Below are 25,084 nucleotides of genomic sequence, written 5' to 3' on the forward strand. Positions count from 1 at the left end.
CCGGGGGCTTTGCCGCCCCCGGACCCCCGCGGGAAAGGAGAACAAACAAAATGACGGTACACATGATGCGAAATCTCGCAGACGATGATCAACCCTGGTTGCGATCCGAGAGCTTGGCGGAAAGTACGATTGCCCATCATCTGGCCATCTGTTTTACATTGCCCCGATTGGACACCGCAGCAGTGCGCACGGTGATGGTGTAAGGGCAGGCGCGGCCGGGGGCTGGCTGCCCCCCGGCCGTCCGTGGTTCTGTGCATGCAGAGGTTTACAAATTTCGCCCCTTTAAACTATGTGTGTACAATGTATACAATGTGTACATAATGATAATTAACGATTCCTATGTGTACACAAAACAATTGGAAGATTAAGTGCACTTTGTGTACCATGTACACATATACATAATCTAAATTTCATTTGTACACACGTTACTTGTATGCACACACATTGAAGCAGACTAAAGGCAGATAAACCTAGAAAATACTATGTGTACAATGTACACATAGTACACATATATATGATATAATAGAAGAAAGTACACAGGGGAGCGTGAATGGGATGAACGAAATGAAGGACAATGGCAGCAAAGGGCCGACGATACCGAAGACATACCGCGCACGGCCAGAGGTCATTACGAAGCTGGAAGAATTGATGGGAAGTAGTGGTTTGCCGACACAAGCGGATTTTTTGGAATATGTGGCCGGGATCGTGGAAATGTCCCAACTGAAAGAGGGTGTGGCGCTGGGATACCGTAAACTACTGGAGGAAAGGGAGTATCATCTTCGCCGGGATCAAGAAATCCTCATGACGATTATTCAAACGGAGGCAGCGGAGCGACTGGATCTTACACAGGGCTTTGAAGGGAAGCTGGAAGAACGGAATCAAGGTTTTCTGGTTCAGGAGCAAACGATTGCCGAGCAGAAAGAGGAATTGAAGCAGGCGGTAGAGGAAAAGGAGCGTCTTGCTAAAGAGCTGACCGAGCAGGCAAAGCAGGTGGCGCAGCTCGAAGCCATCCGGCAAAAGAATGACCTGCTACTCAGCCAATATGAAGAGAAGAACCATTCGCTATCCGAGCAGCTTACCGGCTATGGCGAGGCGATGGAAGAAAACAAAGCACTTCGCCACCAAGTGGACGAGTTGACCCGGTCGGCAGAAAAGCAAACGGAGCGCCTGGCGGCGCTGGAGCAGGCGCATGAGCGAGAGCAGCAGCAACATGCCGAGCAGGTGGCGCAGCTTGTCGCTCGACACGAGGAAGCGTTAAAGAGCCAACGAGAGCGCCTGGACGTGCAACGGGAACGGGAGTTGGTGCAGCTTCGCAGCGAGTATCAGTCGAAACAGGAAGCGGCCAGTGCGGAAGCGGCGCGAAAGGCACAAGACGCCAGCGACAAAATCGCCGCGCTGTATGAAACGATCAACGGTTTGCGTGAAGGGGTTCAGTCGCAACAGACAAAACGCACGACCAAGCGAAATAATAACCAAGAGTAAGAAAGGAGTGCATGAGCCATGTCGCGTGCGATGGTGCAAGTTCCGGCCGAGCTGAAGGAAACGATTGAGGGCATGCAATCCACGTTTCAAACGACGACCATATATGGCGTCATTCAAGGTCTGTTATCCTACTACGAACAAAATGAAGCGCAGAAAAAGCAGGACAAGCATTACCGGGAAGAGAACATGCTCGATGTAGGCGAGGATGTCAAAAGCGCTTTTGTTCCGTTTAAAGAAGAATTGGGGCTTTCGGATGGGGATGTGCTGCGCGTGCTGCAAAGTCATTATGAGCATGCGGCGGCCATCGATAAGAAAACATTTGCCTTGTACATTGCATGTAAACAGGCTTCCGGATCTTCACGGCCCAATCGGCGCTGGCCGCCGCTTGGAATGTAAACAGATCCACTGTGTCGGCAGGTTAATTTGTAAACGGATTAGGGGAATTTGCCACCAGCCAGGGCGTTGTTTTGTCAACTTATACGAATCAAGCGGCTTTGTTCCCCCGGTTCAGCGTCTGCGGAGAGAAGGGGGGTCTTAACGGGACTCTGAAGACGAAAGATTTCAGGAAACCCCTTACTGCTCGAATGAGATCGTGCTATACTCCTGGGTAGGACAAAGAAAAGCGGTGGATGTTTTTGAGGTCACGGCGTGACAACTCCCGGAAAGGGGGTGACGCCGATGGCCGTACTTGTGGCGTGGCTGGACGTTCTCCGATGGGTCGCTGCCACACTAAGCCTCGTGTTTGGTGTGCGCAAGCTGTACCGTTGGTTAAGACGTAAGTTTCGTAAAAAACGCAAGCAAAAACCCACCGCGTAAGGTTGCCGCCTGACGGTGGGTTTCGCTTGCAATAACATTTAGTTGTTCCTGCGCGCCGTGGTGAATCCACAGCCTTTCATGTCCTGGAGAGTCTTTGCCGTTGACGCGGCAGAGGCTCTTTTCTTAGTATATACGGCGATTGTCAACGAAATACGTTTCAGAACATATGAATCAAGTTTGGTGCATTGTTACCTACTAATGTACCTACTATCTTAGCACTTCCGAAGTTGGAAAGCAATGTGATTACAGCCTAGGGTGCTCGCGGTGTGGGCTACTTTTTAAAGAATATTTCTTCATGTAATGTAAACAGGCTTCCGGATCTTCACGGCTTGATCGGCGCTGGCCGCCGCTTGGAATGTAAACAGTTCTACGTTGCAGGCGAAGATGCTTAGCGATTGTTCTATGGAGCCTTTGCCTGAACGTGGTAAAAGCTCTTTTTTTGTTCGCGTCTTGAAACTGCTGGCCTAAAAAGAGTTCAGGAGAACTGAAGATTTAAAAGGTGCGGGCTGATGCTACCGGCTCTAGCGCGGCTGGAAGACACCGCCCAAGAGCCGGTACGCACCGCTGCAGGGTTACTTGGCCCGATAACCAGAGCTCCTAAACCGGGAACAAGCGCCCCGGCCAAGGCGCTCTAGGTTCCTGTGCCGCGCTTTACACCCTGCACGGAGCTTAAGAGCGGTGAGGCAGCGTCAGTAAGCTCTGCACAGGGGAACGCGCTTTTTTCCGTAGAAAAAAGATTCGAATGAGGATGTGCTGCGCGTGCTGCATGAGCATGCCGAGGCGAAGCGTCTCCGGAGAGAAGGCCGGTTCCTAACGGGACTCTGAAAACGCAAGATTTCAGGAAAACCCTTACTGCTCGAATGAGATCGTGCTATACTCCTGGGTAGGACAAAGAAAAGCGGTGGATGTTTTGAGGTCACGGCGTGACAACTCCTGAGAGGGGGGGTGACGCCGATGGCCGTACTTGTGGCGTGGCTGGACGTTCTCCGATGGGTTGCTGCCACACTAAGCCTCGTGTTTGGTGTGCGCAAGCTGTACTGTTGGTTAAGACGTAAGTTTCGTAAAAAACGCAAGCAAAAACCCACCGCATAAGGTTGGCGCCTGACGGTGGGTTTTGCTTGCGAAGTTAATTCTAATGCACGCCGTGGTGATCCACAGCCTTTCTGCGTCTCAAGAGTCTTTGCCGTTGTCGCGGCAGAGGCTCTTCTTAGTATACGACGAAAGCCAGCACATTCATACGTACACTAATTTAATACACAAAATGATACCTAAAGACATTTTATCATTCTGAATTGACTACAGTCAATTTCGCTTCGTGGAGTCGAACGTTGCAGCGCTCTTAAACGTTTAGGATTTCTGTGTTGAGTCTGAACGGTTAATTATGTTACATTAAATTTATCCATATAATTCTTACGAAAAACTGTTCAGTTTATTTGAAACATTTCAATGAATAATAATCAGAACTGGAGTGGACTTTCATGGCAATAGTGTATAGTGTCTCAACGAACAAAGGCGGCGTTGGGAAGACCAGTCTTGTTACCAACATGGCCGCCGCGATCATTCAGACGCAAAAGAAGGCAAAGGTGCTGATCGTTGATACCGACGCGCAAGGGAATTCAGCCATGGCCTTCGGCAAAACCCCCATTGACTACGAACACACGATTTATGATGTGCTCGTTAAGGGCATGTCCATTGAGCAAGTTCGCGTGAAGCTGATGGATCGCCTGGACTTTGTGCCGGCGAACAAGGAAATGAATTTTTTTGTTTTTGACGTCCTGCTAAACCCCAAAGATTATCCGCAGCCGCTGTATCTGCTCAAACCCGCAATTGATGCGGTTCGTGATCAATACGATTATATTTTTATTGACACGCCGCCTTCTCTAGAGGTCGTCGCCGGGAATGTTCTCCTAACGGCAGATCGTGTCATTATTCCCTTTGTTCCGGAGACCTTCGCCGTTTCGGGCATTGAGAATGTCATTGACGTCATCAATGACTTTAAAGCGGAGCAGAATCCTTCGATTGTCATTGATGGCATGGTGGGGATGCTGGTCGATATGCGGACGGTATTGCATTCCGAAATGATGGTGCAAGCCAGGAAGTATTGTGCCGAGCATGGGTATCATCTTTACGACACGGTAATTCCCCGGTCGGTTCGGTTTGCGGCGGCAACGGCCTATGATGGAAAGCCTGCTGTGCTTGCCGACCAAAACAACCCCCTTGTCGCGACGTACTTTGATTTACTAAAGGAGGTTTTAAAACGTGGCAAAAAAACGCTCGTTAACTAACATTGGTTTCGGTAATAATAACACGAAACCAGAACCGGAAACAGAAAGTTACAATCAAAACAATGTTAATGAAAACAATTCAGAAAAACTGAACAGTAAAACGGAAGAGGAAGCGACAACAGCAAATAAATTCAATGAAACTGAAAACGAAAAAGGAAACGTCAACACGCACAATGAGACGGAATCAACAACAACAACCGTTAACCGTAAACCGGAAGCTGAATCTTCGCTTGTTCCAAATGAAGGATCGGATAATGTAAGTGCCGATGACGGAAAACATCGAAGTGACACGCAACAAGAAAAAGACAAAGAGAACAACAACAGTGTTCCGGAACAACAAAACGGAACAGTAAAACTGAACAGTAAAACAGAAAATAAAAAAACAAAAAGTAAACTAAACAATGATGCGGTTGTATTATCCGAAAGCTTGCAATCTTTCCGTGAGTCGGAAAATGAATTTTTGAAAATGCTTGAAGTGGACCGCCGGAAGAAAACGGTGGAGGAAACGCACACGCGGGATACGTTTTTGATCGAAAACCACTTGCTGGACCGCTTGAACCGCTTGGCCCAGCTTGAAGGCAAGGGATTCAAAAAGAAGTTCATTAATTACGTGATTGAAAAAGAGATTACAAACATTGAACGAGCTAAAGGCATCTACCGGGAAGGGTAAATCTTTAGCCGATGATTGGAGAGTCGAAACATCCGTTCAACTACGGAAACGGATATGTAAAATTTAAATGCGGGAGCGTAAATGATGACAGCTCATCAAATTTTAAATATGGATACGGGACCGGTAATGGATGAGCTAATTACATCCATTGTAAGAGAATTTGATGAGGAGCTTGCACATCAACCCTGGTCAACCGATCTGATGGCGGCGTTAGAGCTTCGGACCTTTATTTCGGTTATTGGCTATGATGTCAGCTTAATTCGTTTGGCTGAGGCTCCAAGGGACTTAAACGAATGCGTTGAGATCATGAATCAGGAAGAGGGAAGTTCCGTATCCATTTCGGCGGCTCACATTCCGGAAGCGATGAGCCGCGCTTTCCTGCTCTTTCATTACAAATTTTTCGGAAATCATAGGAATATCAAAGATGGGCAGGCCATGGGAACAGGCATGCGACGACAGCGACCAGCCAAAATCTACCCGTGGCCCACGAAACCCTAATCATAATGGTTATGTTTACATGATTTGCGCCGGCGATCGCGCTGCAGCCAACTTTTTGTTTACATTTCACGGCAGCAGATCCTAGACTTTGTTTACATTGAAACGGATGGCCAACACGGATCTGCGCGAAGCTGCCTGCAAATCCGTTTACATGGAGGGAGGGACACTCATGTCATTTACGCATATTGAAACACAATTGCACGAGCTGGCTTTAGAGTGTTTGAAAAGAAAACCGTCAGATCCTTTAAAGGCGACAGCGATACGCGAAGAGACGTTGATTGAATTGAGTCGCAGTCTCCATGAGAAGGTAGAGTCCAAAGACCTGTTCATGTACGCCAATCAGTTCGGTGAATCTTTGAAACTTCGGATTCAAGAACAACAGGATCAACGTGAATATCTTCAAGCGCAAGTGGATATTTTGGAAAAAGCGCTTCGGATTCAATCAGTCGATTATTTGCGTCAGCTTGTGCCAATCAATACAAACATTGCGCAGCACGCGCTGTTTTCCGCGCAGCCGCGGAGCCAGGTGGCCGTCATGAACCCACACGGTGTACGAGCGGTTCATTTTAAGAATAATACAGGATCAGTGCTGACAACGTATGAAGCGCGGGTGATGGGGGCGGTGCAGGCGTTATCTTTCAAGCAGCACAATCATGATAGCGCGGTCGTGGAGCTGAAATATGCGGATATCATTCGCGAAATGGGGATGTCCGATGGCGCGGAGAACTACAAGCGCATCCAGGAAGCGCTTATCCGGTTGAAAGATATTGAGGTGACGCTAACCCAATACCAGCGGGCTAAAAATGCGGAATACGAGGAGATTAAACTAACACGGCTCATTGACGAAATTGTCTTCAGGCGCAAAGTGGGGTCCGCCACGCATTATCAGTTCAAGTTTCAGATTAAGTTGCCGCAATGGTTGGTAGAAGCGAATCGGGAGGGAAATCTTTTCGACGTTTCGTTAATTCTTATGAACGATCTAAAGTCGTATTTGGCTCAAGGGTTGTATTGGTTGATTTCGTCCTTCTCCGAAGAGTCTACGGTGACGCAGGAGCTGGCCGTATTGGCCGGGCATTTTCACTTTCTCGATGACGAGGGGGAGCCAATTACTCCGGTCTATAAAATTGTGGAGCGTTTTAAACAGGCATGTGAGGAATTGCAAACAGTGGGCTTTATCGAAAAATTTCAATTTACGGGAAAGAAGCAAGGGTTGACCGAACGCTATTTGACGGTGACGAAGAACCCGGTCTTTTTGAATACGCCGATTAAGGAAGATGCGGCCGAACAGCTCCGCTTATTTTAGACCGAACTTTACAATAGGGGACGGGGATTTTAGATTCCCCGACTTTTTGCTTAAAAAGACGGGTGTTGGATAATGGTACCGTGCACGAAGGCATCGACAGAACAATTTATAGTGATATAATGAAAGTAAGGAATGTAAGGAATTATGAAAGGGTGATTGTAGTGGACATGGAAATAGCTCGATTGACTTCCAAGGGTCAAGTCACGATACCAAAAGCGATACGCGAACGATTGAATTTAGAGGAAGGCGATAAGGTTGCTTTCATTGAGGACGAGACGGGTAAGATTGTGATTACAAAATCCAGTGTTATTGCATTACGGGAGTTTTTAGGGTCAATGGCAAAAGAGGCCGAGGCCAATGGGATTACCGAGACGGATATGCTGGATGATTTGGAACAGGTTCGCGAGGAAATGTGGAATGAACGAAACAAATAGCTCACTACGTGTCTTTGTGGATTCGAATGTTTTGATTTCAGCCATGCAATCAGAAAATTCAATATCCAGAAAGCTTTTGCTACTCATTGCTGAAGAACATCAACTCATCCTTTGCAGTTATTCTTTAACCGAGGTTGCTCGTGTGCTTGCCAAGCGATTCCCGCATAAATTATCTACCTGGGACCAGTTTTTAATTCGATTGGAGTTTGAATTGGCTTACACGCCTTCGGATCTCAATGCTTTTTCGGCTCCACCCATACGAGACGATAAAGACCTTCCCATTTTGGTGTCTGCGCTGCTGGCCCAGCCTGATTTGCTGGTTACAGGGGATCGAGATTTTCATACGCCTGAAATTAAAGAGCAATTGGTGGTGCTGACACCAAGTGATTTTATGCGAGCCTTCGGGCATGGGTCTTCTCACCAATAACCGCCGCAACCCTCTAGGATGCGGCGGTTTTATGTAGCAGGCTTCTTTTTTTATGGCGGGTTTTGAATTTACGGGGAAGAAGCAAGGGTTGACCGAACGCTATTTGACGGTGACGAAGAAGCCGGTATTCTTAAATGCTCCCATCCGTGCTGAGCGGGAGCTGAACGAGCTAGTTCAATTAGATCTCTTTAATTTTAAAGAGTAAGGCCGAACGTGAAAAAAATAAAAGCGCCGCACCTCAAAGGAGGACGCGGCGTTTGTGCCTTTCACTTCAAATCTCCGAACGCTATTTGAGCCGATAGCCGTTGTTTGTTCGGGTTTTTTCGAAAATAACGGGCTGCAGCTCGCCCCGATCGGCACTGGCCAACCAGGAGCTGCTCCAAAAAGGCGATCATTACTGGCGGAGATAACCTGTTGCCTGCTCTCGCTCGTTGCCGTAATCTAAATAGGGTGGGAGGTGGAATTGTGCTATTACATATTCGCAGCGGCGAGACATTGGCGACAGCTTCGTTAATGACGATCAGCCCACCGCCGAAATGTGATGCACCCACGACATTCGTGTAATAGTGTAACAGTGCTGGCCTCATCTTCGAACGGCTCATTATGCTATACTTATCGTAAAGAGGTGGTGATGATCGTGGTGAAAAAATATCCTGCTGTTGACCTTGATGATGTTGTCCATCAGCATGCTGACGGTCATTATGTGCAACAATCTATACCCGGTCCCAATCCGGAGCGCGATAAAAGGGTCAGTGACGCGCTTGCGAAGCTGAAGAAGGATAAACCTGCTGCTAAGGTTCGCCCATAAAGGCGAGCCTTTTTTGATTCCGTGTTACTCCATATCCCCGACGGCGGCGAGGCCTGCAAAAGAGGTGATTGGTCATGAAGAAGAAAATGAGTCTTGATGAAGCAGCTCGCCGGTATGCAGGTGGTCAGTATGTTGTTCAGTCTATGCCTGGACCCAATCCCGAACGAGAGAAGTTGGCCAGCGATGCTATAGCTAAGATGAAGCAGGTTCGACCTGCTGCTAAGGTTCGCCAATAGGCGAGCCTTTTTTAATGCAGAAGGGGCGTTTCGGTTCCCCCGGTTCGGCGGGCCTAAAATCCAAGCGAGCGTTTGGGCTTGGGTTTTCTCACCAATAACCGCCGCGATCCTGTGAGGGATGGCGGCGGTTTTATGTAGCAAGCTTCTTTTTTGATGGTGGGTAAGGTTTCTTTTCGTCTGTATTATTCAGCAAATAATCTGTACTGGTTTGGTGCAAATCGGCAAGCTGGACAAGTACCTTGAGTGGTATATTATCGCTCGCCTCGTATCTTGAATACGTTCCCTGGTTTATTTGTAAAATATCGGCCATTTGTTGTTGTGTCCAGTCCTTGTCCTCACGAAGCGCTCTAATCCGTTCATACATGCGTATCACCCTTACTCATCTTACGATATGCGGATTTCGCATATTGAACTTTATGCAGAATTCGCATAAAATGAACGGAGGTAACTACATGGCAGAAAAGTATTTACCGAAGGGGGAGTAGTAGATGAAGCCGATGTTGAAAGCTCTATATAATGGCGAGTTGCGACCTATGGAGCAAATCGTTTCGAGTCATCCGGAATATCGAATACTCAATCAGAAAATCTCGGAAGGACTTAGAAAATGGAAAGAGCGATTACCGAAAGCGGAGTTTGAGCAGCTTGAAAAACTGCTGGAGATGCGTGTCCAATCGCATGAAATGGATAAAGAAGCGGCGTTCGTACATGGCTACCAGCTGGGGGCACGCCTGCTGGCAGAAGCGGTATGCTCGGAGCATGGCAAGGGCGGAATTTGCAAAAAGCACGAGGATTAAGACAAAACATCCGTTCACCTACGGAGAATTTCGCAAAACATCCGTTCACCTACGGAAAATGGGGCAAAAAAAATTTAAATTCATGATTTTTTTGTCCACATATGTCGCTTTCGCTCGAAACATCCGTCCACCTACGGAAAATGAGTCCAAAACATCCGTTCACCTACGGAAAATGAGTCTAAAACATCCGTTCACCTACGGAAAATCCGTTTCGGCTCAATTTGCCAAATCGAAAATAATTGTCGTATGATAGATTCATAGCGTTGCAGTTGGGAACTTCTACATAAAAAAATAAAGCACCACACCCCCGAACTATCAACTTAACCCTTAAATGATCCGGTTTGGCGACCACTGTTCATTTAAAAGGTTTACCCGTTGGTAGATTGCTTGGGAAGAGTTTGTGCTTTACTTTTATTATCGCGATTTATAGGGCTATTATACCCTTAGCGAAAAAAAATGTAAAGATGGACTCTCTCTTTCCTATTGCCTTTTTTCGGGATGTGGAACGGGAGAGTCTTTTTATGTTGCCATTAAAAAAACTCGACAGCTCCCCGATGCTACCAGCGGTCTATTCGGACTTGTACCGGGATCAGCTCACGCTTCGTCCGTCACGCGTCAAGCAAAGTGGAGCTGGCCGAAGCCCGAACTTGGGATGGGTTTTCGTCAGCAATGATTTTCGGACGAACGAATCCTGCCGGACATACTCGACGCTGGCCGCGTACACGGAGAGCTATACATACTATACGCCCAATACCTTCTATCGCTCGGACTGGCGGGAGGAAGGCGCATTGCGCTGGATCAATGCCGTTGTTCTTGATGTGGATGTGAAGAACGGTGAGAATCCCGGCTTGTGCTTGCCTGATTTGCTGGATCGAATCAATGAGGCAGGTTTGCCCTGCCCGTCATTTGTCGTGCAAACACCGTCCGGCGGTTTCCACGTCTATTTCGTGCTGGAGCAACCCCGTAAAGCTTACCGCAATGTTATCGCACAATATAAAAAGATTCAGCTCGCGATGGCTGAAGCGATCGGGGCCGACCGAGCCGCCATTGGCGCGGAACGATTCTTTCGAATGCCTACGCCCCAAAATATTCGCTTTGACAGTGGACGAAAGACTTCCTTTCAAGTGTTAAACGACTGGTACTCTTTGGAGTACGCCGGGTACAGCGAAAAACGCGCCCAGGGGCGTCTAGGCGCTCGTCAGGGCTTATTAGAGCATCCAGCCGTTCGAAAGCTCTTGGAAGGCGCAGAGATCGGCAAAAGGGACAATACATGCTACACCCTTGCTCTGGCCTTCAAAAGGGAAGGCTTCGAACAAGATGAAACCGAAACGAAGCTGCTAGAATGGAGCGCGCGCCTGGATGATCCGCTTACGGATCGAGAAGTCATCAAAAAAGTGAAGAGTGCGTTTAAGGCCGGTGCACCAGCCGGGCCGACCACGGAATGGATACAATATTTAGCTGGAGAAGCTTTCACCTATCGTCCAGCTTGGGAGGGGGCCAAGCCACGCGAAGAACGCAAAACAAGTCATTATTACGAGTGGGCAAATGATATTTTAGACACATTATGTTCGCATGTTGACGGCGTAGTTTCTGGATCGCAAAGAGAGCTTTGTGCAACGTGGGGGATGTCTCTTTCCACGTTTCAAGAAGTTCTGAAATTCCTTCTCAATTTGGAGAAAATTACAGTGGAAGTGATCGGAAAAGGGAGAGGGGCGAAGACGATTATTCGCCTTGTTAAGGATTCGAAGATCCTGCTTTTTCCTTCACCTGAGAACCAGAAAAAGAATGTACCAGATCCCAATACACTTACCCTAGAGGGGGTGGCTGGCTGGCTCCCTCCTGGTCTTCGTCTTGCGGATCCTCCGCGTTCTCGTGATCCTAGCTAGTGGCTGCGTCTCCCATTTCTGGGCGGTTAGTCCCACCCGTTGTTCTCGTTTTGTTCTTATTTGGGAACCCTGCCCCATGGGATTCCTTTCCAGAATGTGTTACCGTTTAGATGTGGCTTCTCTGTTTCTATCTTGCTTTCTCCCGGTATTTTTGCTGTATTGTGGGTGTCCGTCTATACTCCCCTCACTGACATCCTAGTGACTCTCACTTTCTTTTAAAATCCTGCCGCTACGCGGCCCTCCTGCACCAAAGGGTCACGGATGCGGTAGGGCGATGCATCCGTGACCCTTTGGTGCAGGAGGAAGATATAGAACAACGTACGGAAACAAAATTGAATTGAAGTGTGAAGATAGATTGTGAGGGGAGTAGGAGTGTGGTGGTGGGTGTGGATAAGATTAGATGTGAGAGTAGGAGAGAGTGGATAAGTGGTGGAGGGTAAGGAAAGTGAGTGTAGAGAGAGGAGAGGGTAGAAGATGAAGAGATAAGGTCTAGGTCAAGAGAGGAAGTCAAGGGAAAGGTCAAAAGCTTTTTTTGGTTAAAGACGAAGGGAGTTACGGAGTCGGTAAGAGGTTTTTTTGGAATTGGGATGTGCGGTGTTTGGTTTGTTTTATGGTGAGCTGAAGGGATGGGCTGCTGGAGATAATTTGGCGTAGGAAAGGGGGAAGGTCATGAGCCGATTTCATGTGTTTCCGTTTCTGATTCCGAAGGGTGTTTGTTACGAAATACGAACAGTGTTTGACAGCAAGATTCATTATTTCAAGGATGAAACGTTGTGGAGTAATGTGTTAAGCATGCTGATGCGCCCGTGGTATTCGCGATGGATTTTTCAGCCTTGGATGAGCTGGGAATTGGATGCGGACGTGAATGCGATTCGGTATAAGCTGTGGGTTCCGTCGGAGCAGATCGGGGCCGAGTTTCAGAGTAAATTTTACAGTGAACACCCGGAAGCGGACATTCGGAAAGTCGAGGATGAACCGTGGGACTTTACCCGTAAACATGCGGGAACCAAACTTTTGCTTGAGCGGCATTTTGTTGTACCGCTCAAAATCTATCATAACGACGTGGTGGACACACAGGCGGAGCTTATTGCGTTGCTTGAGGGTTTGAACGAGGATGAGCGGGTGCGGCTCCAGTTTCTGGTCAAGCCGACGTACCGGACCGAGCGGCATTTCCAAAAGGCATTTCGGCAGTTGCATGAGGAAGAAGACGACGACGAAAGCATGGAGACCGAAAACGAGCTGTATAAAACAGCGATTCAAGGGAAAAAAGCAAGATTGCGGGCGAGAGTATCTGTCAAGATTACAACTATCGCGAACGAATACAGCAAAGCGAAAGCGCTTTTATCCAATTGTCGTCATTCTTTCGGGCAATTTTCATCCGGCGAATTGAATCGTTTGTATGGCCGGGAATGGTGGCATATTTTGCGTCCGTTGTATCGTTATGAGTTCAAGCGTCGAATTTATCCGTTCCAGCGTCCCAAAAAACGGGTTGTGTTCTCTGCCGATGAAATGGCGATGCTGATGCGCTTGCCGAGCGGCAAAGTGGAATGCAATAAGCTTCAGCGTTTAAAAATGCGGCGGACGCCGTTGCCGCTAGAGGTGGAAGAACTGCAAGCGCGCGGAGACGGATCTTGTGTGCCGATAGGCGTCCACGAGTATCATGGGAAGGAAAGACCGGTCGCGTTCGATTTAAAGGGCTGGAGCCGTCATATGGCGGTTTGGGGCGGCACGATGATGGGGAAATCCACTTTCCTCTACAATCTGCTTGAAGAGGTCATAACAGCACGTACGGAAGAGAATACAACCGGCTTTACCGTCATTGATCCCCATGGAAGCCTGACCCGAGATATTGCAAGCCGCATTCCCAAAGATCAACAGCATTTGGTCCGCTACATTCGGTTCAAGGACGGGAACTTTCCGTTTAATGTGTACGATGTCGATTTCACGGCCAGTCCGGATAAAATTGCGCAAAATGTGGCCGACGTTTGTAAACGGGTGTGGCGCGATTTTTGGGGGCCAAACGTGGATGATAATTTCCTCAACGGTGGCATCGCTCTGCAAACCGTAAAGGACGCCAATTTGGACAATTTGCGCAGATTGCTAGAGGACGATGATTACCGCGCTAGTGTTTTAACTCGTTTACGTGATGAGGTTCCGCTAGAATATCAGCTGAAGCTTTTTTTATCGAAATATGACGGGTTGGATGAACGAATCAAAGAACCGAAAATTAATTCCACGTTAAACAAGCTCCGAAAGTTAACGTTATCGGGAACCATCGGAGGCATTTTACGAGCCGCAACCAATGGGATTCGCTGGCGCGAGGGCATGGACCAAGGCTACTATACGCTGTTCGATTTATCAGGTTTGACCATCGACGAACGGCGATTTATTGGCTCCATGTGCTTAACGTTTTCCCAATTGGCGATGTTGAGCCGAGAAGATGCCCTTTCTGCCGGTGCACCCATGCCGATGCATCCCGTCATTGTTGATGAAGCCCCGACGTTCATGGATCAATCCGCAGATGCCATCCAGTCTTTTGCCGATGAGGCCCGTAAGTACAATGTTCCATTGGTTTTAGGCATGCAAGGACTGGAAGGACAAGTCCCGGATCAAGTCGCCAGTGCAATTTTCAGAAATTTCGGAACACTCGTTGCTTATCGGGTGGGCAATATCGAAGATGCCGAGACCATTTATAAGGGTATGAAAGCAGACTATTTGAGCGCGGAAGATTTTCAGCGCGTAGAGCCGAATTATGCCTATGTACGCATGGCGATAGGCAGGGAGACAACTCTTCCTTTCCTGGTAAACATGCACCCCCCCAAGCCAGCGAAGTTTAGTGAGGATGTGGATCTCATGATTGCACAGACGTTGGCCAGGGCAGAGCAAATTGAACATCAAATGCAAGCGGCACAAGCAGCGCTGCTTGAAGAAGCTGAGCGAAAGCAAAACGAGCTGGAAGAAGCATTTGAGGAACGCGTAACCGAAGTGGAGCAGCAGGCAAAAGACCACCTTGTTGATCCCGTTCCAACTACTGAAAATGAAACAGCGGTTGACCAAGAGCCGGCCCTCCTGGAAACAACAGAAGAGGAATGGTTTTCAGATGATGGTTTGGACACGGACCCTGAAGAGGGTATGCCAGCACGGCCTTCCGACGAAGCTAGACAACCACAACCTAGTGTAACAGCAGATGATTTTAGCGACTAGGAGGACAAGCGATGATGAAGAAAGAAATCGAGCAAGAACGTGATTCTACCGTTTATTTAGGGAAACGTGAGCAAGACTTACTGCTTCTGCTCTACGACATGTTGTTTTTAGATATGGATTTTATCCATCGGTATATTTTCCCGGATCAAGTACTTGGCAGCGTTCACCGCAAAGTACGGAAGTTGGAAGACGGGGCTTACATTCAGTCCATGATGACGCCGAGAGTTGATGGCGAAACCGCCAAAAACATAAAGGTGATTACATTGAATCGGCTGGGGGTGGAAGAAGTCGATGCGATGACAGGCGAGTGCCGATGGGACAGCCGTTGGACAAAGCGAACGCCCACCTTTATTCATCACTTGTTGCAAACAGCCAAAGTTCGCGGTGCGCTTCAAGCACAATCGATACCGGAATTTCAATTCCAACAATGGATCTCCGAGCGTCACAGCTATTATCAATATGGTCAACGGAAAGAAGATGTGATTGTCCCTGATGGAACAGCCGTATTCCGCAGGAGACAAAATGAAAAAGAGGGCGATTTTATTTATTTCATGGAAATGGAGCGCAGCCGTCAGCGGGCCACGGTTTCTCAAAACAAGCTTCGTCGTTACAACGATTACATTGCGCGTGAGGCATTTACGAAACATGCCATCTTTTCTCTACCGCCGGTCCTTTTCCGCGTTAATTTTATATCAGCCAGTGAAAACGAGAAAAACCGTTTGATGGAGCATACGGCCAACGTGGATACCTCAAAAATCCAAGCCGTGATGTACACCACGTATGAAGAACTTCTCGCGAATCCTTATGGTGACATTTGGAGTTTTAAAGGTTCGGATAAGAAATACTCCATGTGGCGTATTCGTCCAGAAGAATAAAGATCGTCATTATTTCACGACAAAGACGGCGGCCAGGGGCGGATTAGCCCGAGCTGGGTGTAATCCTTACGGCAAAATCCGAATATTTACGGCGATCGATCCGAATTAATGTTCGTTTTTGAAGGGAGGTGACAGCGTGGATTTAAAACGGGATCAAAAGCGTAGGCCAAAGCCCAGGGGATTCTCCCTATTTCTACTCAATTTTATCAAGAAGCTGATGTTTATCGGCGTATTTGTTGCGCTATTTGCCTTGGCGATCTGGGCGGCCTATACGTTTATTGAGCCGGTGCGAACTTCCTTTGACGCACTTTATGACTTGTTGAACCCGATGATTGAACGTTTTGGATGGTGGCCTGTGCTGGGAGGACTCCTGTTATTCCTGGGGGCGGGATGGGCGCTTTTGGATGAGATGAGCCAGAAAGAGAAGCGCAGGCAACAACAACTGGATTCTGAATGGAGGTGAGTACCATGGCGAAAAGGCCCTTGCCGAAAACGATTGTGAAAAAACGAATTGCAAAATCTGTTTTTTGGGTGCTGGCAGGGTACATGTTATTTTCCGTGACGCTTATGTGGATGCGTCCAGCCGGTGAGGTAGCTCAAGCGGTGATGCAAGACGATGATGATGTAACCCCTGCATTCACGGTAGGAATTGAAACCTTCGCCGTCAATTTTGCCCATCATTATTTTACTTGGGAGCCAGGGCGGGAGGCCGCTGATCAACGCAGAGAGCGTCTATCCTCGTATTTAGTGAACGGATTACATCCGCAAGCGGGTTTAATCACAGACAATTTGAAATCCAGCGCCACACACCAAAAGAGTCAAATGTGGAAGATTGACGATGCTGGAGACAGTAAGTCCTTGATTACGATGCGATCCCAGTATACACAAAGCATTGGAGCGAATGGAGAGCATGCGACAACGAAATTGGTTTATTGGGTGATCCCCGTGGCCACTGACGGAGAAAATTACGCGGTCTACGATACCCCTTATTTTATCCCGGAGCCTAAACAAGCGGATATTGAACTACAGGAGGACCGCGACCCGACCGCCGTTGTTCGTAATCCCGATCTATCAAACGAGATTAAAGTATTTTTGGAAAGCTTCTTCAACGTCTATGCTAGCGGGAGAACCGAAGAATTATCTTATTACACCTTGGACGTCGAAGACATTGGAGGGCTTGAGGGCATTCTGGAATTTGATTCGATTGAAGGTCACGAAATTTATGCCTTGCCTGATGACAATGCGTATGCCGTTTATACAAAAGTCATTCTGGCAGACGCCACCGGGAGCACACGGTTTACGTATCCTTTTGGCTTGGAAGTGAAGAAGCAAGATAACCGCTGGTTTGTCATTGGTTTCGACAAATAAAGGAGGGCGATCCCCTATGAATTTCGGAGAAAATTTACAAAATGAGTTGTCTACACAAGTCGGGGCGTTGTTCTTGCTAATCATTGCAGCGTTGGCCATTTATTTTTTGGCCAAGCGCGAGTTCAGTCGATTTATTGGCTTCTTCGTGTTCGCATTGTTTGTTTCGGTGTTTGTGTTTTTCCCGGAGAATATCAAGGATTTAGGAGAGACGCTTTGGTCAGCGATTTTCGGTTAACGCATCGTTTGTGATACAGGGAAGGAGGATGATTTGATGCGACGCATGCGAACGTATACGAGCGTCTGGAAAATCCCTAAAATGCTTTATGGTATACAAGATATCGCCTTGCCGTTCCCAGTAAGTTACCGACAGATCGGTTTCTTCTTCGGCGGCGTGGCCTTCATGTGGATACTAAATAAATTTCCGCCCTTTAACATGATTAATCTTTGGATGGTGGAGTACATTGGCATCCCTGGACTGCTGGCATGGTTTTTTACGAAGCAATTACTTGACGGCAAAGCGCCGCATCGGTTCATCGTGCGGTGGGTTTTATTCAAACTCGCACCGCACGACCACAATCGTTACAAGGAAACTGTGCATCCGAAAAAGCCACATGTGTATAGCTCCCCTGTTGGCTACAGACGTTTGAGCTATCACACGAAAGGGGAAGATCCGGAATGCTAGAGTTTCCCATTAGCTACTATGAAGGAAATTTGATATTTGCGCAAGACGGAAAATGTTGGGCGTATTACGACATTCCCGGCTTCAACTATGATTTCCTATCCGATGATGAAAAAATGTTAGAATTTCGCAGACTCGAGAGCTTCTTTTGGCAAATCAATTCCGAATTACACATGCTCATTCTGCCTGAATTCCAGTCCATTCATGAGAAGTACGAGCAGTACAAAGAAACGTTATCTGGCGCGGTCATGAATGCCGCGCTGGATCACATCGACGATACGGTAGACGTGTTGCAGCAGCGTCACGGGAGCGAAGGCACGGAATACCGTTTCTTCATCGGTGTAAAGCTTCCGGATCTGGAGAAGGCGAACAGTGATTTTTTCAAGGAAGCCAAGGAACTACTTAAAGAGTTTTTCCAGTTTATCCATGAAAAGTCCGGTATTGAAGGACCGGAAATATTGGAAGAAGCAATCAAGCGACATATGAAAAGCGAGCGGCGGGTCTACACCAAGGTTTCCTCTCGCATACATGGCCAACCGATTGACGAAGACGTTACACAGTGGCTGATACGTCGCAACTGGTATCGTGGAATCGGAAAAGCGCCTGTATTGCAGCAGTGGAGTCCGGTCTATACCGTGCATTATACGGAATATGAGGATGGCAATGTGAAAGTTCGCCGGCCCGTGCACCGAGACATTATGAAGCTCACCGAAGGCAAGGTGGATGAAAGCCCCGGGCGAAGCTTGATTGTGCGACAGTCGATTGACGGTGAGGAATGGGAAGGCCACATGGCCTTTATGACCATATCCAATGTGCCGTACGATATGACGTTTCCCGGCGACGAATGGCTGTATGCGATTCAGGGGTTGGAATTCCCCGTTGAAATCTCCATCCGAACAAAGACGATGGATAATCGCGTGGCGATGACGGCTGTTCGGAACAAGCAAAAAGAACTGAAAGACCAAGATCGGCATGCGCAAGAGACGGATAATGATACCAGCCTCAATGTCATGGAGGGCCGGGCGGAATCGCAAGAGCTGGAAGCACATCTGCAAAAGACACGGATGCCCCTCATTTTATCTTCTATCGTGCTGTGCCTGGCAGCTTCAGACGAAGATGAGCTGCGCCGCAGGTGCGATATTATTAAAGATACCTATGAAGACATGGGTATCCATGTAGAGCAGCCGTATGGGGACCAATTTTTGCTCTTTAACGAATTTTTGCCGGGAGCAAAGCGGTATGTCCCGGACTATGAGCATTACATGGAGCCGGGAACGATGGCCGGAGGGATGTTTGGCGCGACCAAGCAAATCGGTGACGGCCAAGGCTTCTATATTGGTCACACGGGGATTTTGAATCAACCTGTCTATATTGCGCCTAACTTGGCTGCACAGGGTGTGCGCGGCTCCAAAACGAATGCCCTTTCGGCTTGCTTCATCGGATCGCTCGGGGGTGGAAAATCGTACAATGCCAACCTTATCACTTATAACGCCGTACTCTCCGGAGCGAAGGCATTGGTCATCGATCCAAAAGGGGAACGCGGCAATTGGGCACACGACTTGAAGGCATTGGAAGGCAACATTAACATTGTTAGCTTGTCCAGCGATTCCGTGCACACAGGGAAGCTTGATCCGTATTCCATTTTTCCGGACAGTCCAAAGGATGCAGAAGCCCTTGCGTTGAACATCCTGACGTATTTCACTGGTGTCGCGATGAACGATTCAGAACGGTTCCCACGCCTAGCTAAAGTGGTACGGCAAGTGTCGGAAGAGTGTAAGTTCCCTTCGATGACCGATGCTGTAAATCGCCTTATCAAAGGGGATCTGGAAAGCAGCAGGCTTGGCGAGCATATGATGAGTTTCAAAGAGCTATCTTTTGCAAGCCTGCTTTTCGGTGATGGAGATCCGTCGAATTCGTTCAAGTTTGAAACGGCCATGAATGTTCTAATGACACATGACTTGGAACTGCCTACGCCGGAAACCGATCCAAAAGAATACACGCTCAATGAAATGCTGTCTGTGGGTATGATGCTCCCGATTGGTAGCTTCGCGTTAAAATATATTCACGGTGACCGCGGTCAATTTAAAATTGTGGAGATGGATGAAGCCTGGTCCATGCTAAATACTTCCCAAGGCAAGTCCGTCACATCACGATTAATTCGAGAAGGTCGCGCCATGAATTCAGGCATCTACTTGATTTCGCAAAATGCAAATGATCTTCTGGATGAAAAAATCAAAAACAATATTGGCATGAAATTTGCGTTTCGGAGTACCGATCCGGACGAGATCTCCAATGTGTTGAAGCTGTTTAATCTACGCGATACGGAATACAACCGCACCATTATAAGTGAGCTGGAGAACGGCCACTGTCTCATGCAGGATATTTATGGACGCAGTGGTGTTATCAAATTTGATCCCTTATTCGCTGATTTGGATAAAGCCTTTGACACGCGGCCACCGCAAGAGAAGCGGAGTACAGAGCGAGAGAAGGTGTTTGTATGAGGTTCCGAATTATTACGATCTTAGTCATGCTTTCTGCACTTTTGATTACAAGTGCTTGCGGGAGTGTAGCACCCGAAGAAATTAATGGTTTGAAGCCAAGTGACATTCCAGTCCTGTATACGGAGGCTAATATCCGAAAGGATTACGAGGCCTTAAATAACTTGCTGGAATATAGAGAAGAAGATTTATTAGGTTTACACGAGGATGAATCTCCTTACCAGCTTGAAACATATGGCTTAACCGAATGGGTATTTGACGATCAGACCTATTATTACTTGATGGAATATCTAGATCCATCACAGAATGACAACTTGCGGGTTGCAACATTTAAGATTATACGAACAGAGGAAGGATGGAAAAAGGAACGCTACGGTGAAACGCCGGACTTTGATGTAATCGTGGAAAAGTTGAACGAAAACATGCTGCGGGAGTTGAGCAGCCCATGAAGCTAATTAATAAAAAAGTCGTCCTACTCCTGCTCATGTTTTCGTTTCTTGCCGGGGGTGTTCAAGCCAGCACCTTGGAAGATAATTTGGTTCCGAGAGAAACCCGATCGCACGAAGGGGCGGTGGAGCTGCAATACAATAAATATGATACATCCAGATATCAGTTAGATTTACACATCGACCGTACACGAAATCCGTTTAATGTATCTGGAAAAATCAGTGACGGCGTGCAGGCTACACGGTTGGATTTGGTCAATGGCGGCTGGTCGCTTATGGTGGTCATTTTCTACTTTGTCATATCCGTCGTAGGAGAAGCATTTAAGTTAGACATCATTGACAGCATTATTGGTGAAATATCCGAAGCGATTAAAACCATCGCCGGATTTGATGAAGGAGGTTTTCGCAGTGACGGCATCTGGCCTTCATTAATCATCTTAATCATTTCAATTGTCGGGGCATGGGCGGCTTATGTGGGGATTGTTAAACGAGAACAGAGCAGGGCAACTTCCGGCATCCTCTCGATGATCATCATATTTGCATTCGGTTTAGGGTTCATATCGCAGTCTGATCGCATATTGCCTCTGGTTAACGGCTGGTCCAAAGAGCTGCAAATGAACGTGTTAAACAGCACATCGAATATTATATCGCCGGGATCGAACTACAACAGCAATGAAGGCATAGCTGCGGTACAAAATCAGATGTTTGATGTAATGATCTACACACCCTATCTTTTTTTACAGTATGGGGCACCGCAAGTAGATGAATCTCGTGTTGACCGAATGTTACAGCTAGAACCCGGAAGCGAAGATAGAAGCAGAGAAGCAGAGAAGGAAGTCAATGAGTATGACAATAAAATGATGAGTGTAGAGGGTTTGAATAGTAGAACGTGGTTTGTTGGATTGCTGCTTTTTGCCAATCTGATTCTGGCGGGTCAGATGCTTCTCATGGCCGCGGCCGTTGTCCTTTATCAGATCCTTTTTATTGCCCTGGTCTTATTTGCTCCAGTTCCTTTGCTGATGGCACTGGTACCAGCATGGCGGGGGAGTGCGTTTAACTGGGCCATGAAGACCTTGCATGCGCTATTAATGAAGGTTGGCTTCGCGCTGCTTATGACGGTGATTTTTACAATTGGCACGCTTATTTATAACGCGGTGAGTATGGTTGAGTACGGATTTCTCTTTGTACTCGGCATGCAAATCCTTTGCTACGTGGGGATCTGGTTTAAGCGGAAGGAGCTTTTCAGCTTTATCACCAACACTACCGCGAATATTGCCAGTTCTACACGGGGATCGCTAGATAGTTTCCGGGAATATCGTTCCCGTACTCGAGAAGCTATTGGGGGCATTCCTGGCGCGTCGGCGGCGGCACGTTTTGCGAAATACAGCATGTTGCGTTCTATGATTCAAGGGAACCAGGGTTTCACACCCCAAATGGCGGGGGCAGCGGCTTCCGGCGGTAGCGGACAAGCTTCTAAAAATCCCAAAAAAGAAAAGGTTAAGACCGCCAAAGCAGAGTTTTATCAGCGAGATACGCAACGGAGAAGACGAGCTTCCGGAGATCCGACCATTATTGATGCGGACTATCGAGTTGTTGATGAAGAGAAAAAACTTGGATCAAACGTCAGGTCGCTTCCTAGCCGGAGCGTTCCAAACCATGAGCAATCCCTTGCTCTCAGACAAGTAGCAGCTGCGAACTCTCCGTCTGGACGCAAAGGGAGGATTCGAGCGAACCAGCTCGCTAGTCGCTTGCCAGGGAATCAGCAAGCCACAACCGCGAAGACCTATCGTAAAGATGCGGAACAGCCATCGGTTATTCATCTGCCGTCAAGCACGCCTTCCGTCGCAGAAACCCGGAAGCAGATCAAGCAGCCCCGCAAAGAGCTGGTTCAACGCGGGCAAGCTGAAAATCAAACGGTGGTACGCAATGAGTCTGCAAATATCGCTGAACAACCCGGCATAGGTTCTTCGTTTGCTTCTAGATCGAGCAAGCCGAGTAATAACAGCAAATCCCATAGTGAACGGGTTCAACGTGGACAGGCTGAACATAAGACCGTGCTGCGTAACGAACAGACCCGAAATAATCAAGTGGAGCAGCAAAACGTAACGCGTAACAAAAATAATGAAACCAACCGTTCACAGCAAATCAACCAAGTTGATAAGAAAAATGTAAACGAACTGTCCGAGCGCATGCAATCAAAAACAGAACGCCGAAAAGAGAAGCTGGAACGTCAAGAGAACACAGCTCACGTTCGGCATAAAACGGAAAAAGTTGAACGCAGTCAAATCGAAAAAGCAGAGCATACGAAAAAGGAAAAGGAACAAACCACACACCGCGTCATTAGTGAAGCTGAAAAACGGAACATCCGAAATGAATGGAATCGACAGCAGGAAATAAATCTGATTAACCGGGAAAACCGAATCAAGCAGCAAAAAGAGAGATGGGAGCAAAGGCAACAACATGAAACCCATCAGGTAACAGATGAAACGCCCAAGCGAAGCTGGTTTTCATGGGGGAAAGGTGGCCGCCAATGAATTTAGATTTCCGGCGCCGATCCGACCGAGTGAAACTGTTTTTCTTGTTGTTCGTTTCCTTTCTGACTGTCAGTTTGTTTTTCGTGTTTTTGAGTGGAGGATTCAGGGAACCGCTACAGGAGGCCGTTGATTCGCCGCCTGTAGCGGACACCGATCCGCCTACAGTGACAGAACCCGAGCCAGAGGCGGAATCCAAGTTTGCAGACATAGAATTTCCGGAAAGACAAGAGGCAAAGGAGCATTTAACCGAACAGGAACAGCGAGAAACGCAAGAGATTGCCCAACGTTTTGCCGAAGCCTATTACACCCACGATGCCGAGCGGCCGGAACAATACATTGAAGAGATTCAGCCGTTTGTATCCGCTCGCTTGTATGCCGCGGAAAGAAGTGCCATACGGCGACCCACATTGGATCGAGAGCGAACAAGGGTTATCACATCCGAGGTTTTTCCCGTCGATCATATGCATGATTCCGAGATCATCTGGAGCGTTGTCATTGATGGGGAGGTCACCGCGGCCGACAGTACAACACAGCCGGATTTTGCCGAATACTTTGTGACGCTACGATTGTACGATGATGATTGGCTGGTCAAGGAATACCGCATTGAGAGTGGGGGGGATAGGTGATGGACGATACATCGATCCCCCGTCGGCAGTCGCCTGGAGTTGGGCGGATACTCGCAGAAAAAGCCGCTAAGCGCGCCGCAAAGAAAGCGTTGGCCGCTGCATTAAAAACCCCCATTGGAATGAAAATTGCAATCATTTTGCTCCTTGTTTTTGTTATCTTGGCTATTTTGGGTATGATTGTTTTTTACCTGTTTATCACTGCGGTTGTAGATCGAGGGGGCGGAACGTTCGGCGTGGGTGGCCGAATATCGGATGCAGGATCGACCAGCATTCCGGCAGAGTATCTTCCGATTTATTTTGAAGCCGAAGCCGAATTTGACGTACCTTGGAACTTGCTGGCCGCTGTTCATCGTGTAGAAACCGTGTTTTCTACTTACCTGGAGGAAAGTTATGCTGGAGCCGTTGGCCACATGCAGTTTATGCCTTGCACATGGGTAGGGTGGAGCCATCCAAGTTGTAGTGGTTTGGGCAGGGGAGACTTTTCAGAATCGGAATTAGTCGATCCTTTCTTGATTGCAAGGCATGGGGGATATGGGCTGGATGCCGATGGAGACGGTAGAGCTGACCCCTGGAATATCCGAGACGCAATATTCTCAGCAGCAGGATATTTGGCCGCCAATGGAGCCGCCGAGGGCAACTATGAACAGGCGCTCTTTGCCTATAACCACAGCCAAAGATATGTACAAGACGTGTTAGGGTTTGCCATGGAATATATTCAATTGGAAGATCGGATTCCCGTCGATCTTATCGACGGAGCCGCCTTTCCTGTTCCCGAGGGCATGTATGTCACTTCAGGGTTCGGCATGCGCTGGGGCAGGGTGCATAACGGTGTAGACATTGCCGCAACCGGAGATTCAACGGGGGCCAATATCGTGGCGTTCTCATCCGGATATGTCGAGTTTAGCGGTGAGTATGGTGGATACGGGTATACCGTCATCATTGATCATGGGGGCGGGGTGAAGACGCTGTATGCGCACATGCTGGAGCACGGAAGAATCCGTCAGGGCGTTCGAGTAGGGACAGGTGAGTCGGTAGGGCTTGTCGGAAATTCAGGGAATTCACGCGGATCTCATCTGCATTTCGAAATTCGGATCAACGGGACTCCAGTCGATCCGTTGCCCTACCTTCTTCCTTTTAATCCAATTATCACGGGAGGAAGTAACTTGTAAACAAAACCGCCGCTCGTTCCGTAAGGATCGGCAGTGGCCACCTCAC

At 48.0% G+C, this 25,084-nt stretch carries 26 protein-coding genes; 25 read left to right on the forward strand and 1 reads right to left on the reverse strand.

From position 1 onward, the window contains the following. The first annotated feature begins 50 nt into the window (after positions 1 to 50). The 12 genes from ABC336_RS31505 (at position 51) to ABC336_RS31560 (ending at position 8,959) form a co-directional block, all read left to right on the forward strand. Complete coding sequence (locus ABC336_RS31505) at positions 51 to 203, forward strand: hypothetical protein (RefSeq protein WP_413242697.1); 153 nt, start codon at positions 51 to 53, stop codon at positions 201 to 203. Positions 204 to 555: 352 nt separating this feature from the next. After that, positions 556 to 1,482, forward strand: coding sequence for a coiled-coil domain-containing protein (locus ABC336_RS31510; protein WP_413242698.1), 927 nt, complete (start codon positions 556 to 558; stop codon positions 1,480 to 1,482). 18 nt (positions 1,483 to 1,500) lie between these two features. Next, the gene (locus ABC336_RS31515) at positions 1,501 to 1,878 is read left to right on the forward strand and encodes a hypothetical protein (RefSeq protein WP_413242699.1); all 378 of its coding nucleotides are present in this window, start codon (positions 1,501 to 1,503) and stop codon (positions 1,876 to 1,878) included. Positions 1,879 to 3,776: 1,898 nt separating this feature from the next. Further along, positions 3,777 to 4,583 carry a ParA family protein gene (locus ABC336_RS31520; RefSeq protein ID WP_413242700.1) on the forward strand — a complete coding sequence of 269 codons (807 nt, stop codon included), beginning with the start codon at positions 3,777 to 3,779 and terminating at the stop codon, positions 4,581 to 4,583. Continuing rightward, a complete protein-coding gene (locus ABC336_RS31525) occupies positions 4,558 to 5,253 on the forward strand; it encodes a hypothetical protein (protein ID WP_413242701.1) in 696 nt (231 codons plus the stop codon). The genes ABC336_RS31520 and ABC336_RS31525 overlap by 26 nt, the downstream gene beginning before the upstream one ends. A gap of 84 nt (positions 5,254 to 5,337) precedes the next feature. After that, entirely contained in the window at positions 5,338 to 5,751 is a 414-nt protein-coding gene (locus ABC336_RS31530; protein WP_413242702.1) for a hypothetical protein, read from the forward strand. Between the two features lie 169 nt (positions 5,752 to 5,920). After that, entirely contained in the window at positions 5,921 to 7,054 is a 1,134-nt protein-coding gene (locus ABC336_RS31535; RefSeq protein WP_413242703.1) for a replication initiator protein A, read from the forward strand. 80 nt (positions 7,055 to 7,134) lie between these two features. Further along, the gene (locus ABC336_RS31540; protein WP_413242704.1) at positions 7,135 to 7,488 is read left to right on the forward strand and encodes an AbrB/MazE/SpoVT family DNA-binding domain-containing protein; all 354 of its coding nucleotides are present in this window, start codon (positions 7,135 to 7,137) and stop codon (positions 7,486 to 7,488) included. Next, on the forward strand, positions 7,472 to 7,915 hold the full coding sequence (locus tag ABC336_RS31545; RefSeq protein WP_413242705.1) for a putative toxin-antitoxin system toxin component, PIN family: 444 nt from the start codon (positions 7,472 to 7,474) through the stop codon (positions 7,913 to 7,915). The genes ABC336_RS31540 and ABC336_RS31545 overlap by 17 nt, the downstream gene beginning before the upstream one ends. Positions 7,916 to 7,967: 52 nt before the next feature. Further along, a complete protein-coding gene (locus tag ABC336_RS31550; protein WP_413242706.1) occupies positions 7,968 to 8,120 on the forward strand; it encodes a hypothetical protein in 153 nt (50 codons plus the stop codon). A gap of 426 nt (positions 8,121 to 8,546) precedes the next feature. Further along, positions 8,547 to 8,723, forward strand: a complete 177-nt coding sequence (locus ABC336_RS31555; RefSeq protein WP_413242707.1) for a hypothetical protein — start codon at positions 8,547 to 8,549, stop codon at positions 8,721 to 8,723. A 74-nt stretch (positions 8,724 to 8,797) separates the two neighbouring features. Then, a complete protein-coding gene (locus ABC336_RS31560) occupies positions 8,798 to 8,959 on the forward strand; it encodes a hypothetical protein (RefSeq protein ID WP_413242708.1) in 162 nt (53 codons plus the stop codon). Positions 8,960 to 9,089: 130 nt separating this feature from the next. Here the strand turns inward: ABC336_RS31560 and ABC336_RS31565 are convergent, their stop codons facing one another. Next, positions 9,090 to 9,323, reverse strand: a complete 234-nt coding sequence (locus ABC336_RS31565; RefSeq protein WP_413242709.1) for a helix-turn-helix domain-containing protein — start codon at positions 9,321 to 9,323, stop codon at positions 9,090 to 9,092. A gap of 124 nt (positions 9,324 to 9,447) precedes the next feature. Here ABC336_RS31565 and ABC336_RS31570 point away from each other — a divergent pair, with 124 nt between their 5' ends. The 13 genes from ABC336_RS31570 to ABC336_RS31630 all read left to right on the forward strand — a co-directional run bounded on the left by ABC336_RS31570 (position 9,448) and on the right by ABC336_RS31630 (position 25,038). After that, positions 9,448 to 9,753, forward strand: coding sequence for a DUF6809 family protein (locus tag ABC336_RS31570; RefSeq protein ID WP_413242710.1), 306 nt, complete (start codon positions 9,448 to 9,450; stop codon positions 9,751 to 9,753). Positions 9,754 to 10,274: 521 nt separating this feature from the next. Then, positions 10,275 to 11,639, forward strand: a complete 1,365-nt coding sequence (locus ABC336_RS31575) for a primase C-terminal domain-containing protein (protein WP_413242711.1) — start codon at positions 10,275 to 10,277, stop codon at positions 11,637 to 11,639. A gap of 669 nt (positions 11,640 to 12,308) precedes the next feature. Beyond that, entirely contained in the window at positions 12,309 to 14,843 is a 2,535-nt protein-coding gene (locus ABC336_RS31580) for an ATP-binding protein (RefSeq protein ID WP_413242712.1), read from the forward strand. A gap of 11 nt (positions 14,844 to 14,854) precedes the next feature. Next, a complete protein-coding gene (locus tag ABC336_RS31585; RefSeq protein WP_413242713.1) occupies positions 14,855 to 15,718 on the forward strand; it encodes a replication-relaxation family protein in 864 nt (287 codons plus the stop codon). A 136-nt stretch (positions 15,719 to 15,854) separates the two neighbouring features. Further along, positions 15,855 to 16,181 carry a hypothetical protein gene (locus tag ABC336_RS31590; protein WP_413242714.1) on the forward strand — a complete coding sequence of 109 codons (327 nt, stop codon included), beginning with the start codon at positions 15,855 to 15,857 and terminating at the stop codon, positions 16,179 to 16,181. 5 nt (positions 16,182 to 16,186) lie between these two features. Then, complete coding sequence (locus ABC336_RS31595) at positions 16,187 to 17,086, forward strand: conjugal transfer protein (RefSeq protein ID WP_413242715.1); 900 nt, start codon at positions 16,187 to 16,189, stop codon at positions 17,084 to 17,086. 16 nt (positions 17,087 to 17,102) lie between these two features. Beyond that, complete coding sequence (locus ABC336_RS31600; RefSeq protein ID WP_413242716.1) at positions 17,103 to 17,321, forward strand: hypothetical protein; 219 nt, start codon at positions 17,103 to 17,105, stop codon at positions 17,319 to 17,321. Positions 17,322 to 17,357: 36 nt separating this feature from the next. Continuing rightward, a complete protein-coding gene (locus ABC336_RS31605) occupies positions 17,358 to 17,768 on the forward strand; it encodes a conjugal transfer protein (RefSeq protein ID WP_413242717.1) in 411 nt (136 codons plus the stop codon). Next, positions 17,762 to 20,266 carry an ATP-binding protein gene (locus ABC336_RS31610; protein WP_413242718.1) on the forward strand — a complete coding sequence of 835 codons (2,505 nt, stop codon included), beginning with the start codon at positions 17,762 to 17,764 and terminating at the stop codon, positions 20,264 to 20,266. Before ABC336_RS31605 ends, ABC336_RS31610 begins: the two co-directional genes overlap by 7 nt. Next, a complete protein-coding gene (locus ABC336_RS31615; protein WP_413242719.1) occupies positions 20,263 to 20,712 on the forward strand; it encodes a hypothetical protein in 450 nt (149 codons plus the stop codon). Before ABC336_RS31610 ends, ABC336_RS31615 begins: the two co-directional genes overlap by 4 nt. Further along, positions 20,709 to 23,243, forward strand: a complete 2,535-nt coding sequence (locus ABC336_RS31620; RefSeq protein WP_413242720.1) for a CD3337/EF1877 family mobilome membrane protein — start codon at positions 20,709 to 20,711, stop codon at positions 23,241 to 23,243. Before ABC336_RS31615 ends, ABC336_RS31620 begins: the two co-directional genes overlap by 4 nt. Further along, the gene (locus tag ABC336_RS31625) at positions 23,240 to 23,869 is read left to right on the forward strand and encodes a hypothetical protein (RefSeq protein ID WP_413242721.1); all 630 of its coding nucleotides are present in this window, start codon (positions 23,240 to 23,242) and stop codon (positions 23,867 to 23,869) included. Before ABC336_RS31620 ends, ABC336_RS31625 begins: the two co-directional genes overlap by 4 nt. Then, the gene (locus ABC336_RS31630) at positions 23,869 to 25,038 is read left to right on the forward strand and encodes a peptidoglycan DD-metalloendopeptidase family protein (protein ID WP_413242722.1); all 1,170 of its coding nucleotides are present in this window, start codon (positions 23,869 to 23,871) and stop codon (positions 25,036 to 25,038) included. Before ABC336_RS31625 ends, ABC336_RS31630 begins: the two co-directional genes overlap by 1 nt. Positions 25,039 to 25,084: the final 46 nt, after the last annotated feature.

The sequence above is a fragment of the Paenibacillus jepli genome (assembly GCF_047238105.1).
Lineage (GTDB): Bacteria > Bacillota > Bacilli > Paenibacillales > Paenibacillaceae > Paenibacillus_D.

Coding starts and splice junctions, on each gene's coding strand:
- ABC336_RS31625 (WP_413242721.1), top strand. CDS start 23,240: ATGAATTTAGATTTCCGGCGCCGATCCGACCGAGTGAAACTGTTTTTC.
- ABC336_RS31515 (WP_413242699.1), top strand. CDS start 1,501: ATGTCGCGTGCGATGGTGCAAGTTCCGGCCGAGCTGAAGGAAACGATT.
- ABC336_RS31610 (WP_413242718.1), top strand. CDS start 17,762: ATGCTAGAGTTTCCCATTAGCTACTATGAAGGAAATTTGATATTTGCG.
- ABC336_RS31580 (WP_413242712.1), top strand. CDS start 12,309: ATGAGCCGATTTCATGTGTTTCCGTTTCTGATTCCGAAGGGTGTTTGT.
- ABC336_RS31560 (WP_413242708.1), top strand. CDS start 8,798: ATGAAGAAGAAAATGAGTCTTGATGAAGCAGCTCGCCGGTATGCAGGT.
- ABC336_RS31575 (WP_413242711.1), top strand. CDS start 10,275: ATGTTGCCATTAAAAAAACTCGACAGCTCCCCGATGCTACCAGCGGTC.
- ABC336_RS31605 (WP_413242717.1), top strand. CDS start 17,358: ATGCGACGCATGCGAACGTATACGAGCGTCTGGAAAATCCCTAAAATG.
- ABC336_RS31555 (WP_413242707.1), top strand. CDS start 8,547: ATGATCGTGGTGAAAAAATATCCTGCTGTTGACCTTGATGATGTTGTC.
- ABC336_RS31620 (WP_413242720.1), top strand. CDS start 20,709: ATGAAGCTAATTAATAAAAAAGTCGTCCTACTCCTGCTCATGTTTTCG.
- ABC336_RS31570 (WP_413242710.1), top strand. CDS start 9,448: ATGAAGCCGATGTTGAAAGCTCTATATAATGGCGAGTTGCGACCTATG.
- ABC336_RS31545 (WP_413242705.1), top strand. CDS start 7,472: ATGAACGAAACAAATAGCTCACTACGTGTCTTTGTGGATTCGAATGTT.
- ABC336_RS31600 (WP_413242716.1), top strand. CDS start 17,103: ATGAATTTCGGAGAAAATTTACAAAATGAGTTGTCTACACAAGTCGGG.
- ABC336_RS31530 (WP_413242702.1), top strand. CDS start 5,338: ATGACAGCTCATCAAATTTTAAATATGGATACGGGACCGGTAATGGAT.
- ABC336_RS31565 (WP_413242709.1), bottom strand. CDS start 9,323: ATGTATGAACGGATTAGAGCGCTTCGTGAGGACAAGGACTGGACACAA.
- ABC336_RS31535 (WP_413242703.1), top strand. CDS start 5,921: ATGTCATTTACGCATATTGAAACACAATTGCACGAGCTGGCTTTAGAG.
- ABC336_RS31550 (WP_413242706.1), top strand. CDS start 7,968: ATGGCGGGTTTTGAATTTACGGGGAAGAAGCAAGGGTTGACCGAACGC.
- ABC336_RS31630 (WP_413242722.1), top strand. CDS start 23,869: ATGGACGATACATCGATCCCCCGTCGGCAGTCGCCTGGAGTTGGGCGG.
- ABC336_RS31505 (WP_413242697.1), top strand. CDS start 51: ATGACGGTACACATGATGCGAAATCTCGCAGACGATGATCAACCCTGG.
- ABC336_RS31615 (WP_413242719.1), top strand. CDS start 20,263: ATGAGGTTCCGAATTATTACGATCTTAGTCATGCTTTCTGCACTTTTG.
- ABC336_RS31510 (WP_413242698.1), top strand. CDS start 556: ATGAACGAAATGAAGGACAATGGCAGCAAAGGGCCGACGATACCGAAG.
- ABC336_RS31585 (WP_413242713.1), top strand. CDS start 14,855: ATGATGAAGAAAGAAATCGAGCAAGAACGTGATTCTACCGTTTATTTA.
- ABC336_RS31595 (WP_413242715.1), top strand. CDS start 16,187: ATGGCGAAAAGGCCCTTGCCGAAAACGATTGTGAAAAAACGAATTGCA.
- ABC336_RS31520 (WP_413242700.1), top strand. CDS start 3,777: ATGGCAATAGTGTATAGTGTCTCAACGAACAAAGGCGGCGTTGGGAAG.